We start from the raw sequence: 19812 nt of genomic DNA, 5'->3' as shown, positions 1-19812 counted from the left end.
TAAAAGATATGAATGTATTTAAAAGACATAATGTTAATTTAACAACATGGGATTAAATCTCCACCCATACATTCACAACAACAATCGGAACACCATAGGCATTGACAAAAAGTACAAAGGTCAATATCGTTACTATGGCCTTGACGGTAACCGCCGGCCCTATAATTCCTGTAGGCCATGTTCATTCTATTTAAAACTTCCCTGTATTCAATATTGCCCGGATCCATATTAATAGCAGTCTGAATATAGGTATATGCATCATCATGCCAACCTTTTCTTAGAAAAACCAATCCTTTCAAATAATACCACTCGGCATCCCGATTGGCTATATCATCCAGTATTTCTTCCGCCATGCGTATATTTCCATTATTAATATGAACACGCACATTATTATAAATATTCCTGCTATAGTAATTATTATCCCTGGTACTATAACTACTATCCTTGTAATTCCGGTAAGTTCTGCCCGACTTTGAAGAACCCTGCTTCATCAGATATTCATATGCTTCGTTTATTTCTCTTAACTTTTCTTCTGCCAGTTTAGCCAAAGGATTATCTCTATACTGGTCGGGATGATATTTCTTCACCAGCTCCCGGTAAGCTTTTTTTATCTCTTCCTCACTGGCCCCTTCTTTTACACCTAATACCTCATATGGATTCAACTTCGTTACAACTCCTCGTTCCTAAAATTTTTTCTGTTTTTTTTAACATTCCTATATAAATGATGTTTTCTAAAAGCCCTTTAACATTTTTTTTATCAAGAAGCTCATAAGCTTTTCCAATCTGGTTTAAAGAATATATTAAATTAAATTCGACCCTATCCCTTAATTTGTCTTTCAATTTGAGTATATGTGTTATTTCTTTCAATTTACCGTCTACTCGTCCCAATAAGGGATTGTACCTGCTATTTTTTGCATCTTCTTCCATATCGTCAAATGCATCCAGCAGATAAATCCATTTTCCTAAATTATAGCCCATCCAGCGTAAAATCTTTTCTGTCTTTTCATCTTTACACAGAGGTTTATATGCTATTACTTCTTCCATTATCTTAGCAAAAGGTTCTGCCGCCATATCCATGGAAGCGCAACCTTTTTCCTCAAGATCAGTTAATTCCTTTAACCTTCCTTCAATTATATCACACTTTTCTTGATATTTCTTTCTTAATTTTTTATATATTGGCCTCAAAAAAACTATTCCTAATTTTGCAGAAATTGAACCTTCATCTCTATTATTATCTTCCATATTAAAATATGAAAGTATTAAATTAATATCTGCTGCATAATCAATTATATCATTTTTTAAAATTACATGCCTGTTTTTAATAGGATGAACTATACATTTCTCCCTATTAACCTTAAGTTGGCCATCTGTTAATGAATATAATAAAATAGCAAGAAAAGCAGAATCATATTTTAACGTAAGGCGTGGAATATTTCCATACCTTCTCCCTATTGATTTACAAATTCCGCAATAAAAGGCATTAAATAACTCATATTCTTTTATCTTTAATTCCGGTTTATCCGGCGTAATATAGCCAAACAACCATATCATCCTTTACTTAAAAAATCTAACAAGTAAAATCTTATTTATCTTTTCATATTCTTTATATATAATATACTATAACAATCTACAAATTTACAATAACAACATAAAAGGAGAAAGTTTATAAATTATGATAAAAAGAATAGATAACTACATATATAAAACAAAACTTGCCTTAAATTCCTTATCGATTTATAGAGGTATATTGGAAGATAATGTAATAAGCAGGCTGAATTTACTTATTAGCCATACACATTCAATTGTAAGCAATGCTTATTTTATGAATAATATTAGACATTCCGATACAGGTCTTGAAACCTTTATAAATTTGTACAACGGTTTTTACTTTCACCTGCTTGAAAAAAACTACAAAAATTTGAAAGATTACATTATAGATAGAATTATCTATGATGAAAATGCTTTTTCAAGGGATGCAGAAGCAAATATTTTTAAAAATATTAACTATAATATTGTTGATGCTGTAAAAAATGACCTTTCCAAGCTTCAACTGGTATCAAATTTATCCTCACAAATAATGAAGGAATGTATCCTAAAATATTGCAATATTTCAGAATTTGAAAAACCAATAGTTGAAAATCTACCCTCATGGGATAATAAACTAGAAACTACGCCAATGACTACATTAGGGACTAAATCAACAGCTACATATGTTTCCAATTGTAACAGCCAGCTTGAAACTATAAGAAATAAATTCTATCTGAATGAAGACTGGTCAAAGTGCATTGAAGACCTTGCACACTTTCACGCAACTGTTGGTTGTGGAATATTTGCCCGTTATAGAGCTTTTATCTGGGAATATAAAAATAATTTTGGCTATCTCAGGGGTATAGAAAATCCTGACCCTATTACTTTATCCGAACTTATCGGATACAATGAAGAACGCATGGAAGTAATTAATAATACACTGCAGTTTTTAAAAGGCTTTCCTGCTAATAATGTGTTGTTATATGGAGATAGAGGAACTGGAAAATCTTCGACAGTAAAAGCTATATTAAATGAATATTATGAAAAAGGCCTCCGTATGATTGAAATTCCTAAAAACTATATTGCTGATTTCCCCCAAATTATAAGGCTCTTAAAAGGAAGAAAAAACAAATTTATTATTTTTATAGATGATCTTTCATTTGAAGATAGCACAGAAAATTACACGGCACTTAAAGCTGCCCTAGAAGGAAGTCTTGAAAGCAAACCCAGTAATGTTTTAATATATGCAACATCTAACAGAAGACATTTAATAAAAGAAAAATTTAGTGACAGGATAGGACTTCAATCTTCCTTTAAAGATGATGAGGTCAGGGCAGTAGATACAATGCAGGAAAAGCTTTCTCTTTCTGACAGGTTTGGAATTACAGTTGTCTTTTCTACGCCTGACAGGCAAAAATATCTTGATATTGTAGAAGGAATTGCAAGACAACGCGGTTTGGTAATTGATAAAGATTTATTGCATAAAGAAGCTCTAAAATGGGAACTATGGTATAACGGCCGGTCACCAAGAACTGCCCGCCAATTTGTAGATTGGCTGCAAGGACACCTGTCATGCTAGTCTCTTTCTTTCTGTCTGCCTGCTTTTATCTTTAAAAAGTTTGATATATACATAAAGAAGGAAAACAATGCGGCAGCTACTGCAATTATAGCAAGTATTATACCATATGGTACATTGAACATAATTAATATTACAGCAAAATAAATAATTACTGTAGCCATCTTTCCATACCAATTTGCTGAGACCACCACTTTATCCTGCTTATATAAAAGATAACTTCCTATAACCATCATTAACTCTTTTAATATAAATATAATTACAATTATTAAAGGTATTTTATTTTTAGCGGAAAGTAGTATTAGGGCTGTCAACTGCATAAGTTTATCGGCTAATGGGTCTGCTAATTTACCCCAGGATGTCACCATATTAAATTTCCTGGCAATGAATCCATCTAAAATATCAGTCAATCCTGATATTGTTAAAACTATGACCGACCAAATGTACTGACCTTCATATAGAAAATAACCAAAAATAGGTATTAGAAAAAATCTTATGGTAGTAAGTATGTTTGGTATATTCACTCATCCACCGCCTGACATATAAATTTGTTTTGTTGCTATTACTTTTTATTTATAAATTTATGATATTACTATAATATTTATAATAAACAATCCATAATTGTGTTATTAATCGTTTATAATGCATCACTTAATAATTTATATATATCCGGAAAATGCTTGTAAATATTAATAGGCTTCAAATTGGTATTTGTCCATACATGGATTGTTTCACCGGCAGTTATGGGTTTAATTTCCATATTTTTTAGTATTTCATAATGAAATATGATCCTGCTATAAGTTAATTTTTTCAAACGGGTTAATACTTTAATTTCATCTTCATATTTTGCAGCACCCTTGTAAAAGCATTTCAACTCAATTAAAGGAAGAAATATACCTTTTTCTTCTATATACGAATATGAGATACCCAGTTTTTTTATAAAGTCAGTTCTACCCGCTTCAAACCATATAGGATAATTTGAATGATGCACTATACCCATCCTATCGGTTTCAGCATATCTTACTACTAATCTGGTCTCTGATATAAGCATAATATCATCCTCTAAATTAAACAAAATTGGTAAGGTATAAAATATAAACCCGTGCTTTTATTTCCAACACGGGATCCTTAAAATAGGCTATCGGTAATTTCTATTAAAACTAAAATCCTTTTTCAATAATTATACTGTGGGCCTCTTCTACTTCAGCTTCAGGTACTAAAACCTCAAAATAATCATTAATGTTTTCCTGATTTTTGCTTACTGGTCGTAATTTTACAAGAATCCCTTCCTTCGCAAGCAATTCCTGCAGGTTTGTTGCAATTTCCTTGCTTTGTGCCATATATACAACTGTCCACATATTCTTACACGCCCCTTTATTATTAATCCCCAGAATGAATTTCTCCATGACGGCAATAAATTATCGCTTTACCTCTTACCTTTATTGCCGAAGTATTTTCCGTAAACTGAGCCAATAAAACTTCACCTTTATCGAGCTTTTCCGTATGATGGAACTTTGTATCTTTTCCTCGTGTAAGGCCGATTATATTCACACCATTTTCAAGGGCTTTTATTGCTACATATTCACCATATATATCATCTTTTCCATTATACAAAAATACCACCTCGACATAACTATATATTATTTCATGCTAAAAATCAATATATAATTCTCACAAACTGTTAAACCAGCTTAACATTATCTCTTCCAAAACGTTCCTCAAGTTCTGATATAAGAACACTGCTAGGAGTTACCCAGTACTTCTGCTCAGCTATTTTAACCTTTTTTTCATCGGGATAATAAAAATATACAGGAGTTTTCCCTCTGAAAAATTCCAGTAAAGAAAGAGTTGACTTCATCCATTCTCCGTTTTTCTTTCCGGTTATATCCTTGGTTATCTTTATATAAAGTTTGCTGTTTTTCTTTTCTGACCTACCGTTTTCAATATTGCTATTTATATTTTCCAAATTACTCTTAGGATTTATGTTTATACCATCAATGCTATGATTTGCAGTAGCCTTTAACCGGTTAATTGGTTCTACTTCATCACAGATAATTTTTGGTTCTTCGTCTTCTCTTATACTTAACTTGCCTTTTATTATTACAATGTTTTCCCGTGTTAATAGTTCCTGGTACTTGTTTAATACCTGTGGAAAAACAATAATCTCCATTGTTCCGTATAGGTCCTCAAGAGTTACAAATGCCATCAGGTTATCGTTTCTTGTAGCTTTAATTTTTTTCTCGGTAATTATACCCCCTACTATAACCCATCTACCGTCACTTAATAACTTATCTTCGTCTTCGTCCATGCTTAATTCTTCACCAACTTCCACGCCCCCGGTTTTTAAATCCATACTGCTCAATGTAGTGTTAGAAATAATTTCTTCCCTAAATTCTTCAAGAGGATGTCCTGATACATAAAGGCCCAGCATTTCCTTTTCCATGGCCAGGAGTATATTTGAAGGGTATTCTTTTACGTCGGGGTAAATATCCTCATCCCTTTTTGTCTTCTCAACATTTACAGAAATGTCAAAGATAGATATCTGTCCTTTTAAGTTTTTTCTTTTTGTTTCTTGTATGCCGTCCATCATTTTTTCATAAGAGCCCATTAGTTTTGACCTATATACTCCCAAAGAATCAAAAGCTCCACATTTTATAAGGCTCTCAACACACTTTTTATTAATATCCCTACCGGCTATCCTTTCACAAAAATCCCTGAAATTTCTAAAATTACCTCCTCTTTCCCTTTCCTTTATAATTTCCCTTGCTGCATTTTCTCCAACATTCTTCACTGCAGCCATTCCGAACCTGATTTTACCCTTTACTACATCAAACTTGACATCACTTTCGTTTATATCCGGAGGAAGCACCTCTATATCCATTAATTTACACTCATTAACATACCTGGAAACCTTGTCTGTACTTCCAAGAAAACTATTTAGGAGCGCTGCCATAAACTCAACGGGATAATAACGTTTAAGCCATGCAGTCTGATATGCGATTACTGCATATGCTGCAGCGTGAGACTTATTGAAGGCATAGCTCGCAAAGTCCATCATTTCGTCAAATATTTTATTTGCCGTTGCTTCATCAACACCATTCCTGACAGCGCCTTTTATTATAATATTACCATTATTATCTGTAAGGCCGTAAATGAATTTTTGTCTCTCTTCTTTCATTATATCTGCTTTTTTCTTTGCCATTGCCCTTCTTACAAGGTCGGCCCTGCCCATTGAATAACCGGCAAGTTGACGTACAATTTGCATTACCTGTTCCTGGTATACCATACACCCATAAGTTACGTTCAGTATGTCTTCCAACAACGGGTGGTCATATTTAATATATTCAGGATTATTTTTATTTCTTATATACCGCGGGATTTGTTCCATTGGCCCCGGCCTGTAAAGGGATATGCCAGCAATAATATCTTCAAGGCATGTTGGTTTTAGTTCCTTCATAAACTGGGTCATCCCTGGACTTTCCAACTGGAATACTCCAGCTGTTTTACCTTCACTAATCATCTTATAGACTTCACTATCATCCATTTCCATGTTATCAAAATCAATTTTGACACCGTATGCCTTTTCAATCAATGAGGCAGCATCTCTTAATACAGTGAGTGTTCTTAGCCCTAGAAAATCCATTTTCAAAAGGCCTAGCTCTTCAAGTACTCCCATAGTAAATTGTGTAGTTATGCTATCCTCGTTTCTTTGAAGGGGCACATATTCTACAACAGGTTCTTTTGAAATTACAACTCCCGCTGCATGTGTTGATGCGTGTCTTGGCATGCCTTCAAACAACCTTGAAGTATCTATAAGTTCCTTAACCCTCATATCACTATTATAAAGCCCTTTTAGTTCGGGATTCAGCTCAAGGGCCTTATCAATGGTCATCCCAAGTTGAAAAGGTATCATTTTTGCTATTGCATCCACTTCAGCGTAAGATATATCCAGGGCTCTTCCGACATCCCTTATCACCGCTCTGGCAGCCATTGTACCAAAGGTTATTATCTGCGCTACCCTATCTTCACCATATTTCTTAACTACATAATCTATAACCTCCTGCCTGCGTTCATAACAAAAATCAACATCAAAATCAGGCATACTTATCCTTTCAGGGTTTAAGAATCTTTCAAAAAGCAGGTTATATTTCAAGGGATCAATATTAGTTATGCCCAAACAATAGGCAGCAAGGCTTCCTGCTCCTGAGCCCCTCCCCGGGCCCACCATTATCCCTTTGTCTTTTGCATATTTAATAAAATCCCAGACAATCAGAAAATAATCAACATATCCCATCTGCCTTATAATAGATAATTCATAATCCAACCTTTCCTCTTTTTCCCTGCTTATATTTTCACCGTACTTGTTTTTTAAACCTTCGTAACATAAGTTTTTCAAAAACGTAAAATTGTCCTGGTTGTCCGGCACCTTGTACTCGGGCAGATGCAACTTGTTAAACTCAATTTCAACATTGCAGCGTTGAGAGATTTTAATGGTATTTTCCAAGGCTTCCGGGATACCCTTGAAAGACTCCCACATTTCTTCGGCAGTCTTTAAATAAACTTCATCCGTGTTAAACTTCATTCTATCTTCATCATTTACTTTTTTGGCTGTTTGAATACAAAGAAGTATGTCGTGAGCTCTGGCATCTTCCCGTCTTAAATAATGGACATCGTTTGTGGCTATTAAAGGTATTCCTGTTTCTTTGCTTAATTTTATCAAGCCCTGATTTGCCAGGTTCTGGTCCGGGATATTGTTAAACTGGAGTTCAAGGAAAAAATTATTCCTCCCCAAAATGGTATCGTATAGTAATGCAATGGATTTTGCCTTTTCATAATTTCCATTAAGTATAGCCATAGGAATATCCCCGGAAAGACATGCACTTAAGCCAATTAATCCTTCACTGTATTTTTTCAGAATTTCCATATCGATTCTCGGTTTATAGTAATATCCTTCTATAAAACCGGTAGAAACAATTTTCATAAGGTTTTTATATCCTGTATTATTTTCAGCAAGAAGTACAAGGTGGCCCTGTTCTGAATCCACATTTGTTTCCTTGTCAAATCTGCTTCTCCGGGCAGTATATACTTCACATCCTAGTATAGGTTTAATTCCATTCTCTTTTGCCTCTTTGTAGAAATCAATAACTCCATACATAACACCGTGGTCGGTTATGGCAATACTCTTCATCCCTAACTCTTTTGTGCTTTTTATTAAGTCCTTAATTCTTATAGCACCGTCAAGAAGGCTATACTCGGTATGGACATGCAAATGTACAAAATCCCTCACAGATAATCAACCTCTCAAATAATCAACCTCTCAAATAATCAAATCTTGCTTTTTAATATATTTAAAACTTTCTCTTTCAAGTCATTGAGTTTATCTTTTGCCTCTTTCATATTATTACCGAAAGTTTCCGAATACACTTTTATTTTTGGCTCGGTACCTGATGGCCTTATGCAAAACCATGTCTTTCCTGTTAATTTTGACCCATCCGTTAACTCATAGTAGATTACATCAGATGGGGGCAGAAAAAGCTTCTCCTTTTCACCCGTTAACCGATTATACTTTTCTCCTGAAAGATAATCCGATATAGATACAATTGTATAACCGCCAATTGCCATATTTTTATCTTCTCTCAGCTTTTGCATAATAGCCTTTATTTTTGCCAGGCCCTCTTTACCTTCAAGAGTAAATGATACAACATCCTCTGCTGCATAACCATATTTTTCATACAGTTTCTCGAGAGCGTCCAATAATAACATTCCCTTTGATTTATAATATGCTCCCATTTCAGCAATCATCATGGATGCCGATACTGCATCTTTATCCCTGGCATACGTCCCTATTAAATATCCATAACTTTCTTCAAAGCCGAATAAATACTTTTTATCGCCAAATTCATCCAGAACTCTTATTTTTTCTCCAATAAATTTAAAGCCTGTTAGAACCTCCTCTACTTCAATATTATATTTTTCAGCAATCAGATTTGCAAGTTTTGTAGAAACAATAGTTTTCACTATAAATCCTTTATTGGGCAAAGCTCTTTTTAGACTTTTTTGAGAAAGAATATATTCTAGCATAAGACACCCTATTTGGTTACCTGTTAAAAATACATAGGATCCGTTCCTGTTTTTCACCTTTATACCTACTCTATCACTATCAGGGTCGGTACCAATAATCAGGTCCGCATTCTCCTTCTTTGCTATTTTAAGAGCCAATTCAAATACACTTTTATCCTCCGGATTTGGAGTTTTTACTGTGGGAAATTCCGGATCAGGATTTTCCTGCTCTTTGACAACTATAACATTTTTAAAGCCTATTTCATTCAGTATTCTTCGGACAAACTTATTCCCTGAACCGTTCAAGGGTGTATAAACTATTTTAAATGTATCCCCTTCTTTTTTTATTAAATCCGGATTAATACAGTAGCTTTTCAATACCTCTACATATGCATCGTCAATTTCCTTGCCAATTATCGTTATAAGCCCTTCCTGTAAAGCTTTATCCATCTCCATTATCTTAATCTGGGAAAAGTCTTTCACATTTTCAATAAATTTTAATGCGGCGTCAGATTCATCAGGTAAAAGTTGTGCACCATCTTCCCCATAAACCTTATACCCATTATAATTTTTGGGATTATGACTTGCGGTTATCGCAATACCTCCAGCAGCTTCTAAATATCTGATTGAAAAAGACAGAACCGGTACCGGCCTTAGTTCATCAAAAAGGTAGGTTTTTATCCCATTTCCGGCAAACACTTGAGCAGCTTCAATGGCAAATTCAGGAGATTTATATCGTGAATCGTAAGCAATTACCACTCTTACCTCTCCTTTGTCTTCCGCACTATTACTTTTGCTGTTAATATAATCTGCTATACCCTGGGATACCTTTCTAATAACATATTTATTCATCCTATTGGTACCTGCCCCAATTATTCCTCTCAAGCCTGCAGTACCAAACTCAAGTTCTTTGTAAAACCTGTCTTCAATCTCTTCTCTATTATCTTTGATATTTATCAGTTCATTTTTAATTTCCTCATCAAAGTATTCGCTTTCAAGCCACACTTGATAGTTTTTATATGCCTCCATATGCTACCTCCATTCTAAATGCCATATGCAAAACGCATCCTTTTTCTGTACTTTCATATTTGAATCTGATAATAGTATAGCATAACAAGTAATAATTATCCAAATATTAATATGTTTTTGTAATATTAGTCTAATATAAGGACATATATTAATAATGATAATGGTGCAAGTACAATCTTTTTAATTAAGAATTAATTTAATAGGGGGGCTGCATGTGGATAATTATAATATATACAGGCAAATTGCAGAAAGAACTCAAGGAGATATTTACATAGGAGTAGTAGGTCCTGTCAGGACCGGAAAATCAACTTTTATTAAACGTTTTATGGATTTACTTGTTATACCCAATATTGAAAATGAATATGATAGAGAAAGAGCGAAAGATGAATTGCCCCAAAGTGCAACAGGTAGAACTATAATGACTACTGAGCCTAAGTTTGTGCCAAATGAAGCAATAAAAATTGTATTGGATGAAAACGCCCAATTAAAAGTCAGGCTGGTAGACTGTGTTGGATATCTTGTAAAAGGAGCATTGGGCTATTTAGAGAATAATGCCCCCAGGATGGTATCAACACCTTGGTTTGATCACCAAATACCCTTTGAAGAAGCAGCGGAATTAGGTACAAGAAAGGTAATAAACGACCATTCCACTATAGGGTTGCTCGTTACTACAGATGGCAGTATAACTGAAATTCAACGGGAAGAATATGTTGAAGCAGAAAAACGGGTAGTAAATGAACTTAAGTCTATAAATAAACCCTTTATAATTATATTGAATTCTACAAGACCCTTTGCAAATGAGACACTTAAACTTAAAGAAGAGCTTGAAGAAAAATATTTGGTCCCGGTGGTAAATGTTAATGTTGCCCAGATGAGGATAGAAGATATAAATAATATTATGGAAAAAGTCCTGTTTGAATTTCCGATATGCGAGATTGGTATAAACCTTCCGGAATGGGTTGATGCCCTTGATAGTAACCATTGGCTCAGGATTAAATTTATGGATTCTATAAAAGAAGCGCTTAAGAATGTCAAAAAGATACGTGAAGTCAAAGATGCAGTTGCAAAATTTAGCGGACTTGAATTTATTAAGAAGGCTTACATTGAAAAAATCGATTTGGGTGTTGGAAATGTATCTATGGAGCTCTCTACCCCCGATGAACTATTTTACCGGATTCTAAGTGAATTGACCGGACTTGAAATAGAAGGTGATCGTAGACTTGTAAGCCTGATGAAAGACCTTGCAAGAATTAAAAAAGAATATGAAAGGGTTGAATATGCCCTACATGAAGTAAAAGTTAAAGGGTATGGTATAGTAATGCCACAAATAGAAGAGCTTTCTTTGGAAGAACCGGAAATAATAAAACAGGGTAATAGATTCGGCGTAAGGTTAAGAGCCAGCGCACCCAGCGTGCATATGATTAAGGCTGACATAGAGACAGAAATTGCACCATTGGTGGGAAGTGAAAAACAATCGGAAGAGCTGGTAGATTATCTCCTTAAAGAATTTGAAAATGAGCCGGGGAAAATATGGAATTCCAATATCTTTGGCAAATCATTGCATGATTTGGTAACTGAAGGATTGTACAATAAACTTAGCCGTATGCCGGAAGATTCACAATTAAAACTGCAGGAGACATTGCAAAGAATAATAAATGAAGGAAGCGGCGGACTTATATGCATTATTTTGTAAGCCCGCTTCTTTCCCTACCTTACAAATACACTCAAGTGTTTATTAATAAACTCCACTGATATTGGAAGACCGGGACCTTTTTCGCCATCCAATGTTAATGCAACATTACTGTCCCCTTCAATAACACAAAATTTTGCCTTAAGGCTAATTATGCTTTTGTGGCTCAAAAGGTCATTAGCCAGTACTTTTAAAAGGATACCGGCCACATCAATATGCCAACAGTTTTTAATTATTATTATATCCATAAGACCGTCAGTCAGGTCTGCAGTCCCTGCAATATTATTAAAGCCTGCTGCATGTCTTCCGTTTAGTATAATAAACATTAATGCATCAACATCTATATTTTGACCATTTGCTGTCAATTTCAAGTTAAAAGGCCTGATATTGGCCATTTCGCCAAGGGCTCTCAAGTAATATGCCAGAGGGCCTATGTTCTTTTTCAGTTCTCCACTGGTACTGAAGGATACATCTACAAGTATTCCTCCTGCGCAAGTGTTAAGAAAATATTTCTCACCGTTAACAATGCCTACATCGATTTTTATTGTTTTCCCTGAAAGGACTATATCCAGACACTTGTCCAAATTTGAAGGTATTCTCAAACATCTTGCAAAATCATTACAAGTACCCGACGGTATTATTCCTATGGGTAAATTAATATTATTCTTAAGCATAATATTAACCACAGTATTAATTGTACCGTCACCGCCTGAAATAATGACACGAGAATAATTTCCATTATTTAATATGTCAAGCAATTTATCTTCTTCAATATTGTATGTTCTGAAAGGTTGTATTAATATATCATTATCCATAAAACGACCTATAATATGGTCAATTTTGTAGGGTACACTTCTTTGACCTGATAACGGGTTATATACTAATATTGCTTTTTCCATGGTCAGGCCTCCATTTAAGTTTGTTATCAATTATTATATCATATCCTATAAAGTTATTAAATAAATAAAGGTCATGAAAATATATAATAGAATTATCAATGTTATAGGCCAATGTGAAATTATAGATATAAAGTCGACTTTAATATTACTGATTGGGGGTTTATATATATATTTCCCTTCTGTGAATTTCTTAAAAAGCAGCATAAAAAACCCTAATATTATTATACTTACAATGCCATAAAGGATAATTGATAGCATTTCCTGGCTTGTTATAACAATTTTTTCAGGTTCTCTATCAGAACTCGTGAAATACTGAATAAGTTCAGCAATGGTATTATTTAGAAAATGGGCCAGCATACCGGCAAATATGGAATCGGTACGTACTACATAATATCCGATAACAAACCCCAAAAACACCGGGCCTAACAGGTTCGTTATATCAAAATGAAAAATCCCGAAAAATAAGGATGTTATAACTAACGCCTTTACTGTACCTCTCTTTTCATAAGCAGTTAATAGCAAACCCCTGTGCATCATTTCCTCACATATTCCAGGAGTCACAGCAATAAAGAAAATTCCCGCCAAAAGTTCAGGCAAATTTTTAGGAGTTGGGATGAGCTGTACCGGTATATCCCCTAAAAATTGCAAAAAATAGACAACCGTACTATTTAGCATAAGAGCGACAAAATATGCGGGAACAGACATAACTATTATGAGCAAAGACGGTATAAACTTAAGCTTTTTAAATCTGAATACTTCTTTAAAATTTAATTTTTTAACAAAAGCATAAATCAACACTGGTATAAGTATAATAATAAATTCATTTATAAAAGTTAATAAATATATATTTCTTATTAGAAAATCTCTGGCATAAAACTCGCCGAAAACAGTACTTATAATAATAATTATTATTAACAAAATAAATTGGGAAAAGGCAAACAATGAGGCAAAGGTAAAGAAAACCAAGTTAGCACCCGTTAGAGTTACTTTTCTTTTCATTTATTTAATCACTCTCTTCTCCGTAATAATCATGTCAAGGGGAACATCATGAGCTTCAGCAGTTATTTCATTTACTATTTGCAACTCAAAAGCTACTCCTATTTTTAAGCAATCTCTCCTGATACTTGTTAAAAACCTATCATAATATCCAGCTCCATAACCAATCCTGTTTTTTCGAAGGTCAAATGCAATACCGGGGACTATTACCAGATCAATATCTTCCGGATTTAATACTCTTTTAAATTCTTTTTTAGGTTCGAGAATTCCAAGTATGCCTTTTTCCAATTCATAATCCATATTATAAATCTCACATGGCACTATACCTTTTTTGCCGTTCATATCCGTGTCTATTAATGGTACTGCAATCCTTTTCTCTTTTTGCAAACTTGTCTTTATAAACCCCTCTGTCTTAACTTCATTTTTAAAATCCATATAACACATTATAATTTTACTGTTGCAGTAAATTTCCATTGTCATAAGCTTATTAAAAATCATCCTGCTTTTTTTATTTACTTCTTCGCTACTTAAAGAGCCCCTTAAGTTTAATATTTCTTGCCTTATAAGTTTTTTACCATAAATCATACCTACCTCCTTCTAACCACGAATACGGGCTATTATCATATAAACAACCAGGCCCAACGTAGTCAGAAAGTCTGTCAACTGATTTTACTCGCAATTAGTATAACAATAAAACAAAACAGGCATGTAAAAGTAAACATTAGCAAAGAAGCTATGAGCAAGGCAAGGCCAAAAGAACGCCTGTCGGGATCTTCTTCTGAATTCATAAAAAAAATGGCAGTTATTATTCCTAATAATTGTCCAAAACCGGGTATAATTGTCGAAATTATAGTTAAGAATACTTTAAGGCCATTACTTAAAGGATTTGTACCAATTGCAACGCTTTCTTCTTTCTTATATGGTTCGCCCACCAGGATAAAACCTGTCTCTTGGTTATTAATCTTTTCACTATTGGTATCCCCGGTATTGATGCTATCCGTACCTGTATCCGGCACATTTACTTCCGGATATATTTTGAAGCTCTCCCGGGATATCTCTTGAACATCCCAGCATTTTTCAATTTGAAGAAGACTCCCGCAAAAAGGACATCTTCGTACGCTTGCGTAGATTTCTTCTCCGCAATACTCACATCTTTTCTTGTCACGGTACAATTAAATTCCTCCCTAAAAAAACATAGAATTGACATATTCATCAACAAATTCTTTTGATGCAGATAACTCTATGTATTTTATCATATTTTTTATTTTAATAGTTTCTTCTAATTTTTTAACCGATAGAAGGCCTAAGATGGCTCCTGAACCCGCAGCATTTCCAACAGATTCTATTTTTTCTTCCTTTAATTCTGCAGGTATTAGACCAATTTTTAATGCGCTTTTAATATTTATATAATTTCCGAATCCTCCTGCCAAATAAACTTTGCTTATATCATCAGCCCTTATCCCTGCTTTTTTTATTAATACTTTTATACCTGCAGCTATAGCTGCCTTCGCATTTTGCAACTCTCTTACATCTTTTTGTGTAATGGCAATCTCATTATAGGAAAAGCTATCCTCACCCTTTGCCAAAATAAATGAATTTAATCCGTCAATCTTCGCCAATCTTGTCTTATAATCCTTTTCTAAGTCAGATAATTCATCAATATCAATAATCCTGCCCGTCTCGTCTATAATGCCATTCTCAAGCATTCCTGCGATTACGTCCACAATACCTGACCCACATATCCCTATAGGCTTTCCATTACCGATTGTAGTATACCTTAATTTATCTTCGAAAAAAACCCTATCTATAGCACCTCTAATTCCACCTATCCCATTTCGTATATTTGCCCCTTCGAAGGCAGGGCCTGCTGCAGTAGAACATGAATACATCCAGTCTTTATTTCCTAAAACAATTTCCCCATTTGTACCAATATCTACCAGTAATGATATTTCATCCTTTTCATGCATTCCTGTAGAAAGTACACCGGCAACAGTATCAGCACCAATATATGCAGAAACTGAAGGAAATATGACGATCATGCCTCTTTGATTTATTTTAATGTTAAGCTCTGTCGACTTTATATTGTAAATGCTTGTAGTAACAGGTATAAAAGGTGACAGGGCAATGTTCTTTGCAGATAAATCCATCAAGAAGTGTATCATTGTTGTATTGCCCACAAATACAGCAATATATATATCACTGCTTTCAATGCCATTGTTTTGTGAAAATGTCTCTATGATATGGTTTATACAGCCAATAATTTCTCTATGTATGTTATTTTGAGATGCTTCTGAATTACTAGCATAGTCTATGCGTGATAAAACATCTGCCCCAAATTTCCTTTGCGGATTCAGCGTTGAATATACATCCATTCTTTTGCCATTGTTTAAGTCATATAAATACGCAGCAATTGTAGTTGTGCCTATATCAACGGCCATACCGTATAGTTTATTTGAAGTATTTCCAGGCTCAATCCCAATAATCTCATTTTCATTGCCAATAATTGTTACTTTGTATCCTTGTTTCCTTATTAATTCAGGAAGCTTTCTAATTAACTCTATAGAAGTCAATTCTATATTACCGCCAAAGGCATCAATAACTCTATCAGTATCGGGTCTCTGGTCTGATATGTCAGGTATAGGCATCTCTACATATTTTTTTATAACAATGGGCCTAACCTTTATTACTTTCTCCAGCCCAGAGGTGACAATGTTTGCGTCTTTATTTTCATCGTCACTGTCCAAGTATATTTCAATATCAGATTCAATTTTGTTATAGCATGCTAATCTGTAACCATCAGTCAAGGCTTTATTCCCGAGAAGAACCTTTTCTTTCTCCGAAGGCAATTCTAAAAGTCCCTTTACTCTAATCCGGCACTTCCCGCAAGTCCCTTTTCCCCCGCAAGGTGTAGATATATCTATAGAATTATCTCGCAAAAAATCCAGTAAATTTTTACCTGGTATTACATTAAATTCCCGCATTTTCCCGTTAGTATGTACCCTCACAGTATACATCATCAGCTTAGCCCCTCTTCAATTCAACTAAATTATTGTAAAATATTTTTATTCTACCCAGCTCAATGTTACATGGCTCAATCTATAGCTCGGTGCCAGGTAAAATTGATTAAAATCTTATAGTAGTATTATCAAATAACATCATCTTATTGTCAATACCCACCGGGCGCATTTTCTTCCCATGACCCATTATATTCCAGAAACAGTGCTTCAGGCCTCTAGAGCCTGTAAATTCACTTCGGGGCAAATCAAACTCACAAAATAATTTGAATAAAATTTAATAACACATCAATGTAATTATTTTGCTCATACAGTTGATTTGCTTATCCCTCGTCGGATTAACAGTCTCTACGAGGCCTTGCGCAATGTTTCTGTCATTATATGGATCATACATAGAAAATGCGCCATACCCACCATTTCATCGATCTTTAAAGCACGGTATTTCTGAGAAACAGGGTTATCGGAAGGAGAGTTGTCCATATATCTGTTTACAAGAAAACATTGGACTTTGAAAAGAAATTTATTTAGGGATTTTATTAGCTTAAGCAAATATGGTATAATAGCATTAGGTTTCCTCGCTTTCTATTTTGGATTTTATAATTCTAAATTAATTATACCAAAATATTGAGGACCACCGTCACCTCTAATAAAATTCCTAAATAAGAACCAAAAATTGTGGATTTGATGGAAAAGTACTTTTCAGTAAATAATGCTAAGCTTCAGGCTATGGACAAAATGTGATAAATAAACTTGAAACACATTTTGCCCACAGCCTTCAGCAAGCATTACTATACTTCAAAGCACTTTCCCACAAGCTCCACAATTTCGACTACTCCTGCTAAAGCTATCCCAAAAAAACAAAAATAGGAAGTAAAAGCAGGGGGGTAAAGGCTAAAATACTTGCGTAAGCAAGTTATATAAAGCATTATAGGTCATTAGTATATCAATACTTTTGACACTACGGGTTGCGGTATAAGGATTATTCTATGTAAAATATTGTATATAAAAGTAGGGAATTTTATGCCCTTTTATTGGAATATTATTCACATATGTGAAAACTGTTCTTTAGGTGTTAATTTAAAGGGTGTTTTACAAAACATGTGTCAGATATAATTTATACATCCGCCAGGTAGTAAACATCTTGATTAATTCATAAATAACAGTTATACTTAAACTGTAGTATATTGGTAGTTTAAACAACTAACTCTGGCATTTACTGGTTTAAACTGACGCCTATAATTTTATTATTGAAAGGTGGTTTTATTTGTTGAGTAATGAATTTCAGGAAATATTGGATTATCTTGAATCAGGAAAAAGCAAAAAATATTCTGGCTGGGAACAAGAATGGGAAATTGCTATACATATTGGAATAAATTTCGCCCATATAGTAAATAAGATATGCTTGGATATATTGAATGGTATAACGGAAAAAATTAAAGAATTGTTAAGTCCAGAATGGATAGTGGAACTTGGCATTCAAGACAACGAAGGTAATTTTGTACCATTATCCCCCGATAAAATAGGCGTGAATGAACACTTTAGTATTCTTTTATGCAGGCAATCCTGGGATGAAAAAGGTCTGTATATAGCCCTCGAAAATGAGAGTAATGGTCCAAATAACTGGTTTTTTGGGTTACGGAAGAGGAAAAGAAAAGAAGAAACAAAAGAACAGAAGGTAATGGATCCAGAAATTTTCAAAGAAAAAGTTTTAGAAAAATTAAAATGTTTTGGTTATATACTGCCTGCCAAAGTAGAGGATAATGAGTGGTGGTATGCCTGGAAATATGCAAACAATCAAAATTACCAATACCGTCGTTGGCGTACAGAAGAATTCCTTATTAACGCTATAAAGAACCAGGATGCGGTAATAAATACGTTTAAGGATGAACTTGTTAAAATCAAAGAGGAAATCTTTGACAATATTTTAAGCATCAAGGAGGAATTATGATATATACCTTACCGCTTGAAAAGTTTTTCTCAAACATCAGCTTTAGGCTTAATGTCACAGCTAATACAAGAAAACAGTTAAATCGTTTTCTTGCTTTGGATTTCAATGTTTTTGATTATATTCCTGTCAATGAAAAGAATCTATCTTATATTATTGGAAATTTGCTTGATTGTAAAGGAAAACACGGGCAGGAAAATTTATTTTTTATTGAGTTTTTAAGACTACTTCCTCCAAAAATGCAGAAGAGAATTCCAAAACCTATTAACGATTATTCTATATTATATGAAGCTCCCACAAAGAATATTGCAAGTATTAACAGGAAAATAGACATCCTTGTTCAATCTTCGAACTGGAACATTATTATAGAGAATAAACCATTTGTTGGAGACCAATATGGACAGCTGCGTGATTATATAGCCAACCTGGGTGGTGGACAGAAATGTATGACTATTTATATGCCCGGTTATCACAAGTATCCCGAAGAAACAAGCCTCTCAAAGGAAGAGCGGAGCATCCTTGAGGAGGAAGGCTGCTTTTTCATTTTTCCTTATCATCCAAAGGTAAAAGAATGGCTTGAAAATTGTTACAGAATTTGCACTGCGGAAAAGGTTAAGGGATTTCTCACAGATTTTAAGAACTATTTAAACAAGGAATTCCCTGATCACCTGGATACTAATGAGATTCAGTAAAGCTTAAATTCTGATTTATCAAGTTTTAGGAAAGTAGAATGGATTAATCCTTTCAAATACATTCTTATCTAAAATTAAAAAAAATTTACTATATGAGATTACTTTTGGGGAAAAAAGACCACCCATAAGGTATTTGACATAGATTTCGGGAAAATATCATGCGCTTGGTAACATTAAAAATTGCTGGGAGAATTGAAAAAGTAAATTTCCACTACATAATTATGACAAAAATAAAAAGCCCAAAATCCTTTATTATACAGCAGTTGAGGCCTATTTTTATCTTATTTTGTTGCAAAAGTCAGGTTGCAAGAACCACGGGATTATTTCCAATATTTAGGTTGTCAAGCTAGGGAGAACTTATTTTCTTAAAAAAAAAGCAAAACT

Annotated in this window: 17 protein-coding genes; 4 read left to right on the top strand and 13 right to left on the bottom strand. The window is 34.0% G+C overall.

Annotated elements, in window-relative coordinates:
- Positions 1-38: 38 nt before the first annotated feature.
- Positions 39-662 carry a J domain-containing protein gene (locus tag HPY74_08245; GenBank protein ID NSW90650.1) on the bottom strand — a complete coding sequence of 208 codons (624 nt, stop codon included), beginning with the start codon at positions 660-662 and terminating at the stop codon, positions 39-41.
- Positions 649-1542: a hypothetical protein gene (locus HPY74_08240; protein ID NSW90649.1), complete on the bottom strand. Its 894-nt coding sequence runs from the start codon at positions 1540-1542 to the stop codon at positions 649-651. Before HPY74_08240 ends, HPY74_08245 begins: the two co-directional genes overlap by 14 nt.
- Positions 1543-1672: 130 nt before the next feature.
- Between HPY74_08240 and HPY74_08235 the strand changes: the two genes are divergently transcribed.
- Positions 1673-3106 (top strand): ATP-binding protein, encoded by a 1434-nt coding sequence (locus tag HPY74_08235; GenBank protein NSW90648.1) that lies wholly within the window; start codon positions 1673-1675, stop codon positions 3104-3106.
- Here the strand turns inward: HPY74_08235 and HPY74_08230 are convergent.
- The 6 genes from HPY74_08230 to HPY74_08205 all read right to left on the bottom strand — a co-directional run bounded on the left by HPY74_08230 (position 3103) and on the right by HPY74_08205 (position 10192).
- Positions 3103-3627: a CDP-alcohol phosphatidyltransferase family protein gene (locus HPY74_08230; GenBank protein ID NSW90647.1), complete on the bottom strand. Its 525-nt coding sequence runs from the start codon at positions 3625-3627 to the stop codon at positions 3103-3105. The genes HPY74_08235 and HPY74_08230 overlap by 4 nt on opposite strands.
- Positions 3628-3740: 113 nt before the next feature.
- The gene (locus HPY74_08225) at positions 3741-4154 is read right to left on the bottom strand and encodes an acyl-CoA thioesterase (protein ID NSW90646.1); all 414 of its coding nucleotides are present in this window, start codon (positions 4152-4154) and stop codon (positions 3741-3743) included.
- A 109-nt stretch (positions 4155-4263) separates the two neighbouring features.
- Positions 4264-4461, bottom strand: a complete 198-nt coding sequence (locus HPY74_08220) for a hypothetical protein (GenBank protein ID NSW90645.1) — start codon at positions 4459-4461, stop codon at positions 4264-4266.
- A gap of 22 nt (positions 4462-4483) precedes the next feature.
- Positions 4484-4717, bottom strand: coding sequence for a trp RNA-binding attenuation protein MtrB (gene mtrB / locus HPY74_08215; protein ID NSW90644.1), 234 nt, complete (start codon positions 4715-4717; stop codon positions 4484-4486).
- A gap of 67 nt (positions 4718-4784) precedes the next feature.
- Positions 4785-8390 (bottom strand): DNA polymerase III subunit alpha, encoded by a 3606-nt coding sequence (locus HPY74_08210; GenBank protein ID NSW90643.1) that lies wholly within the window; start codon positions 8388-8390, stop codon positions 4785-4787.
- A gap of 38 nt (positions 8391-8428) precedes the next feature.
- Entirely contained in the window at positions 8429-10192 is a 1764-nt protein-coding gene (locus HPY74_08205) for a phospho-sugar mutase (protein NSW90642.1), read from the bottom strand.
- Positions 10193-10406: 214 nt separating this feature from the next.
- Between HPY74_08205 and spoIVA the strand changes: the two genes are divergently transcribed.
- The gene (gene spoIVA, locus HPY74_08200; protein NSW90641.1) at positions 10407-11885 is read left to right on the top strand and encodes a stage IV sporulation protein A; all 1479 of its coding nucleotides are present in this window, start codon (positions 10407-10409) and stop codon (positions 11883-11885) included.
- Positions 11886-11899: 14 nt separating this feature from the next.
- Here the strand turns inward: spoIVA and HPY74_08195 are convergent, their stop codons facing one another.
- The 5 genes from HPY74_08195 to HPY74_08175 form a co-directional block, all read right to left on the bottom strand.
- Positions 11900-12781 carry a YegS/Rv2252/BmrU family lipid kinase gene (locus tag HPY74_08195; GenBank protein NSW90640.1) on the bottom strand — a complete coding sequence of 294 codons (882 nt, stop codon included), beginning with the start codon at positions 12779-12781 and terminating at the stop codon, positions 11900-11902.
- Positions 12782-12826: 45 nt separating this feature from the next.
- A complete protein-coding gene (locus HPY74_08190) occupies positions 12827-13780 on the bottom strand; it encodes a CPBP family intramembrane metalloprotease (GenBank protein ID NSW90639.1) in 954 nt (317 codons plus the stop codon).
- The gene (locus HPY74_08185; protein ID NSW90638.1) at positions 13781-14359 is read right to left on the bottom strand and encodes a 5-formyltetrahydrofolate cyclo-ligase; all 579 of its coding nucleotides are present in this window, start codon (positions 14357-14359) and stop codon (positions 13781-13783) included. It abuts the gene before it with no gap.
- A 77-nt stretch (positions 14360-14436) separates the two neighbouring features.
- Complete coding sequence (locus HPY74_08180) at positions 14437-14949, bottom strand: hypothetical protein (GenBank protein NSW90637.1); 513 nt, start codon at positions 14947-14949, stop codon at positions 14437-14439.
- Positions 14950-14961: 12 nt separating this feature from the next.
- Complete coding sequence (locus tag HPY74_08175) at positions 14962-16791, bottom strand: DUF4445 domain-containing protein (GenBank protein ID NSW90636.1); 1830 nt, start codon at positions 16789-16791, stop codon at positions 14962-14964.
- A 1267-nt stretch (positions 16792-18058) separates the two neighbouring features.
- On the opposite strand from HPY74_08175, the gene HPY74_08170 reads away from it, so the two are divergent.
- Both HPY74_08170 and HPY74_08165 read left to right on the top strand, forming a co-directional pair.
- Entirely contained in the window at positions 18059-18739 is a 681-nt protein-coding gene (locus tag HPY74_08170) for a hypothetical protein (GenBank protein ID NSW90635.1), read from the top strand.
- Positions 18736-19428, top strand: a complete 693-nt coding sequence (locus HPY74_08165; GenBank protein NSW90634.1) for a PD-(D/E)XK nuclease family protein — start codon at positions 18736-18738, stop codon at positions 19426-19428. The genes HPY74_08170 and HPY74_08165 overlap by 4 nt, the downstream gene beginning before the upstream one ends.
- Positions 19429-19812: the final 384 nt, after the last annotated feature.

The sequence above is a fragment of the Bacillota bacterium genome (assembly GCA_013314855.1).
Classification (GTDB): domain Bacteria; phylum Bacillota; class Clostridia; order Acetivibrionales; family DUMC01; genus Ch48.
This window is presented reverse-complemented; position numbering and strand designations above follow the sequence as displayed.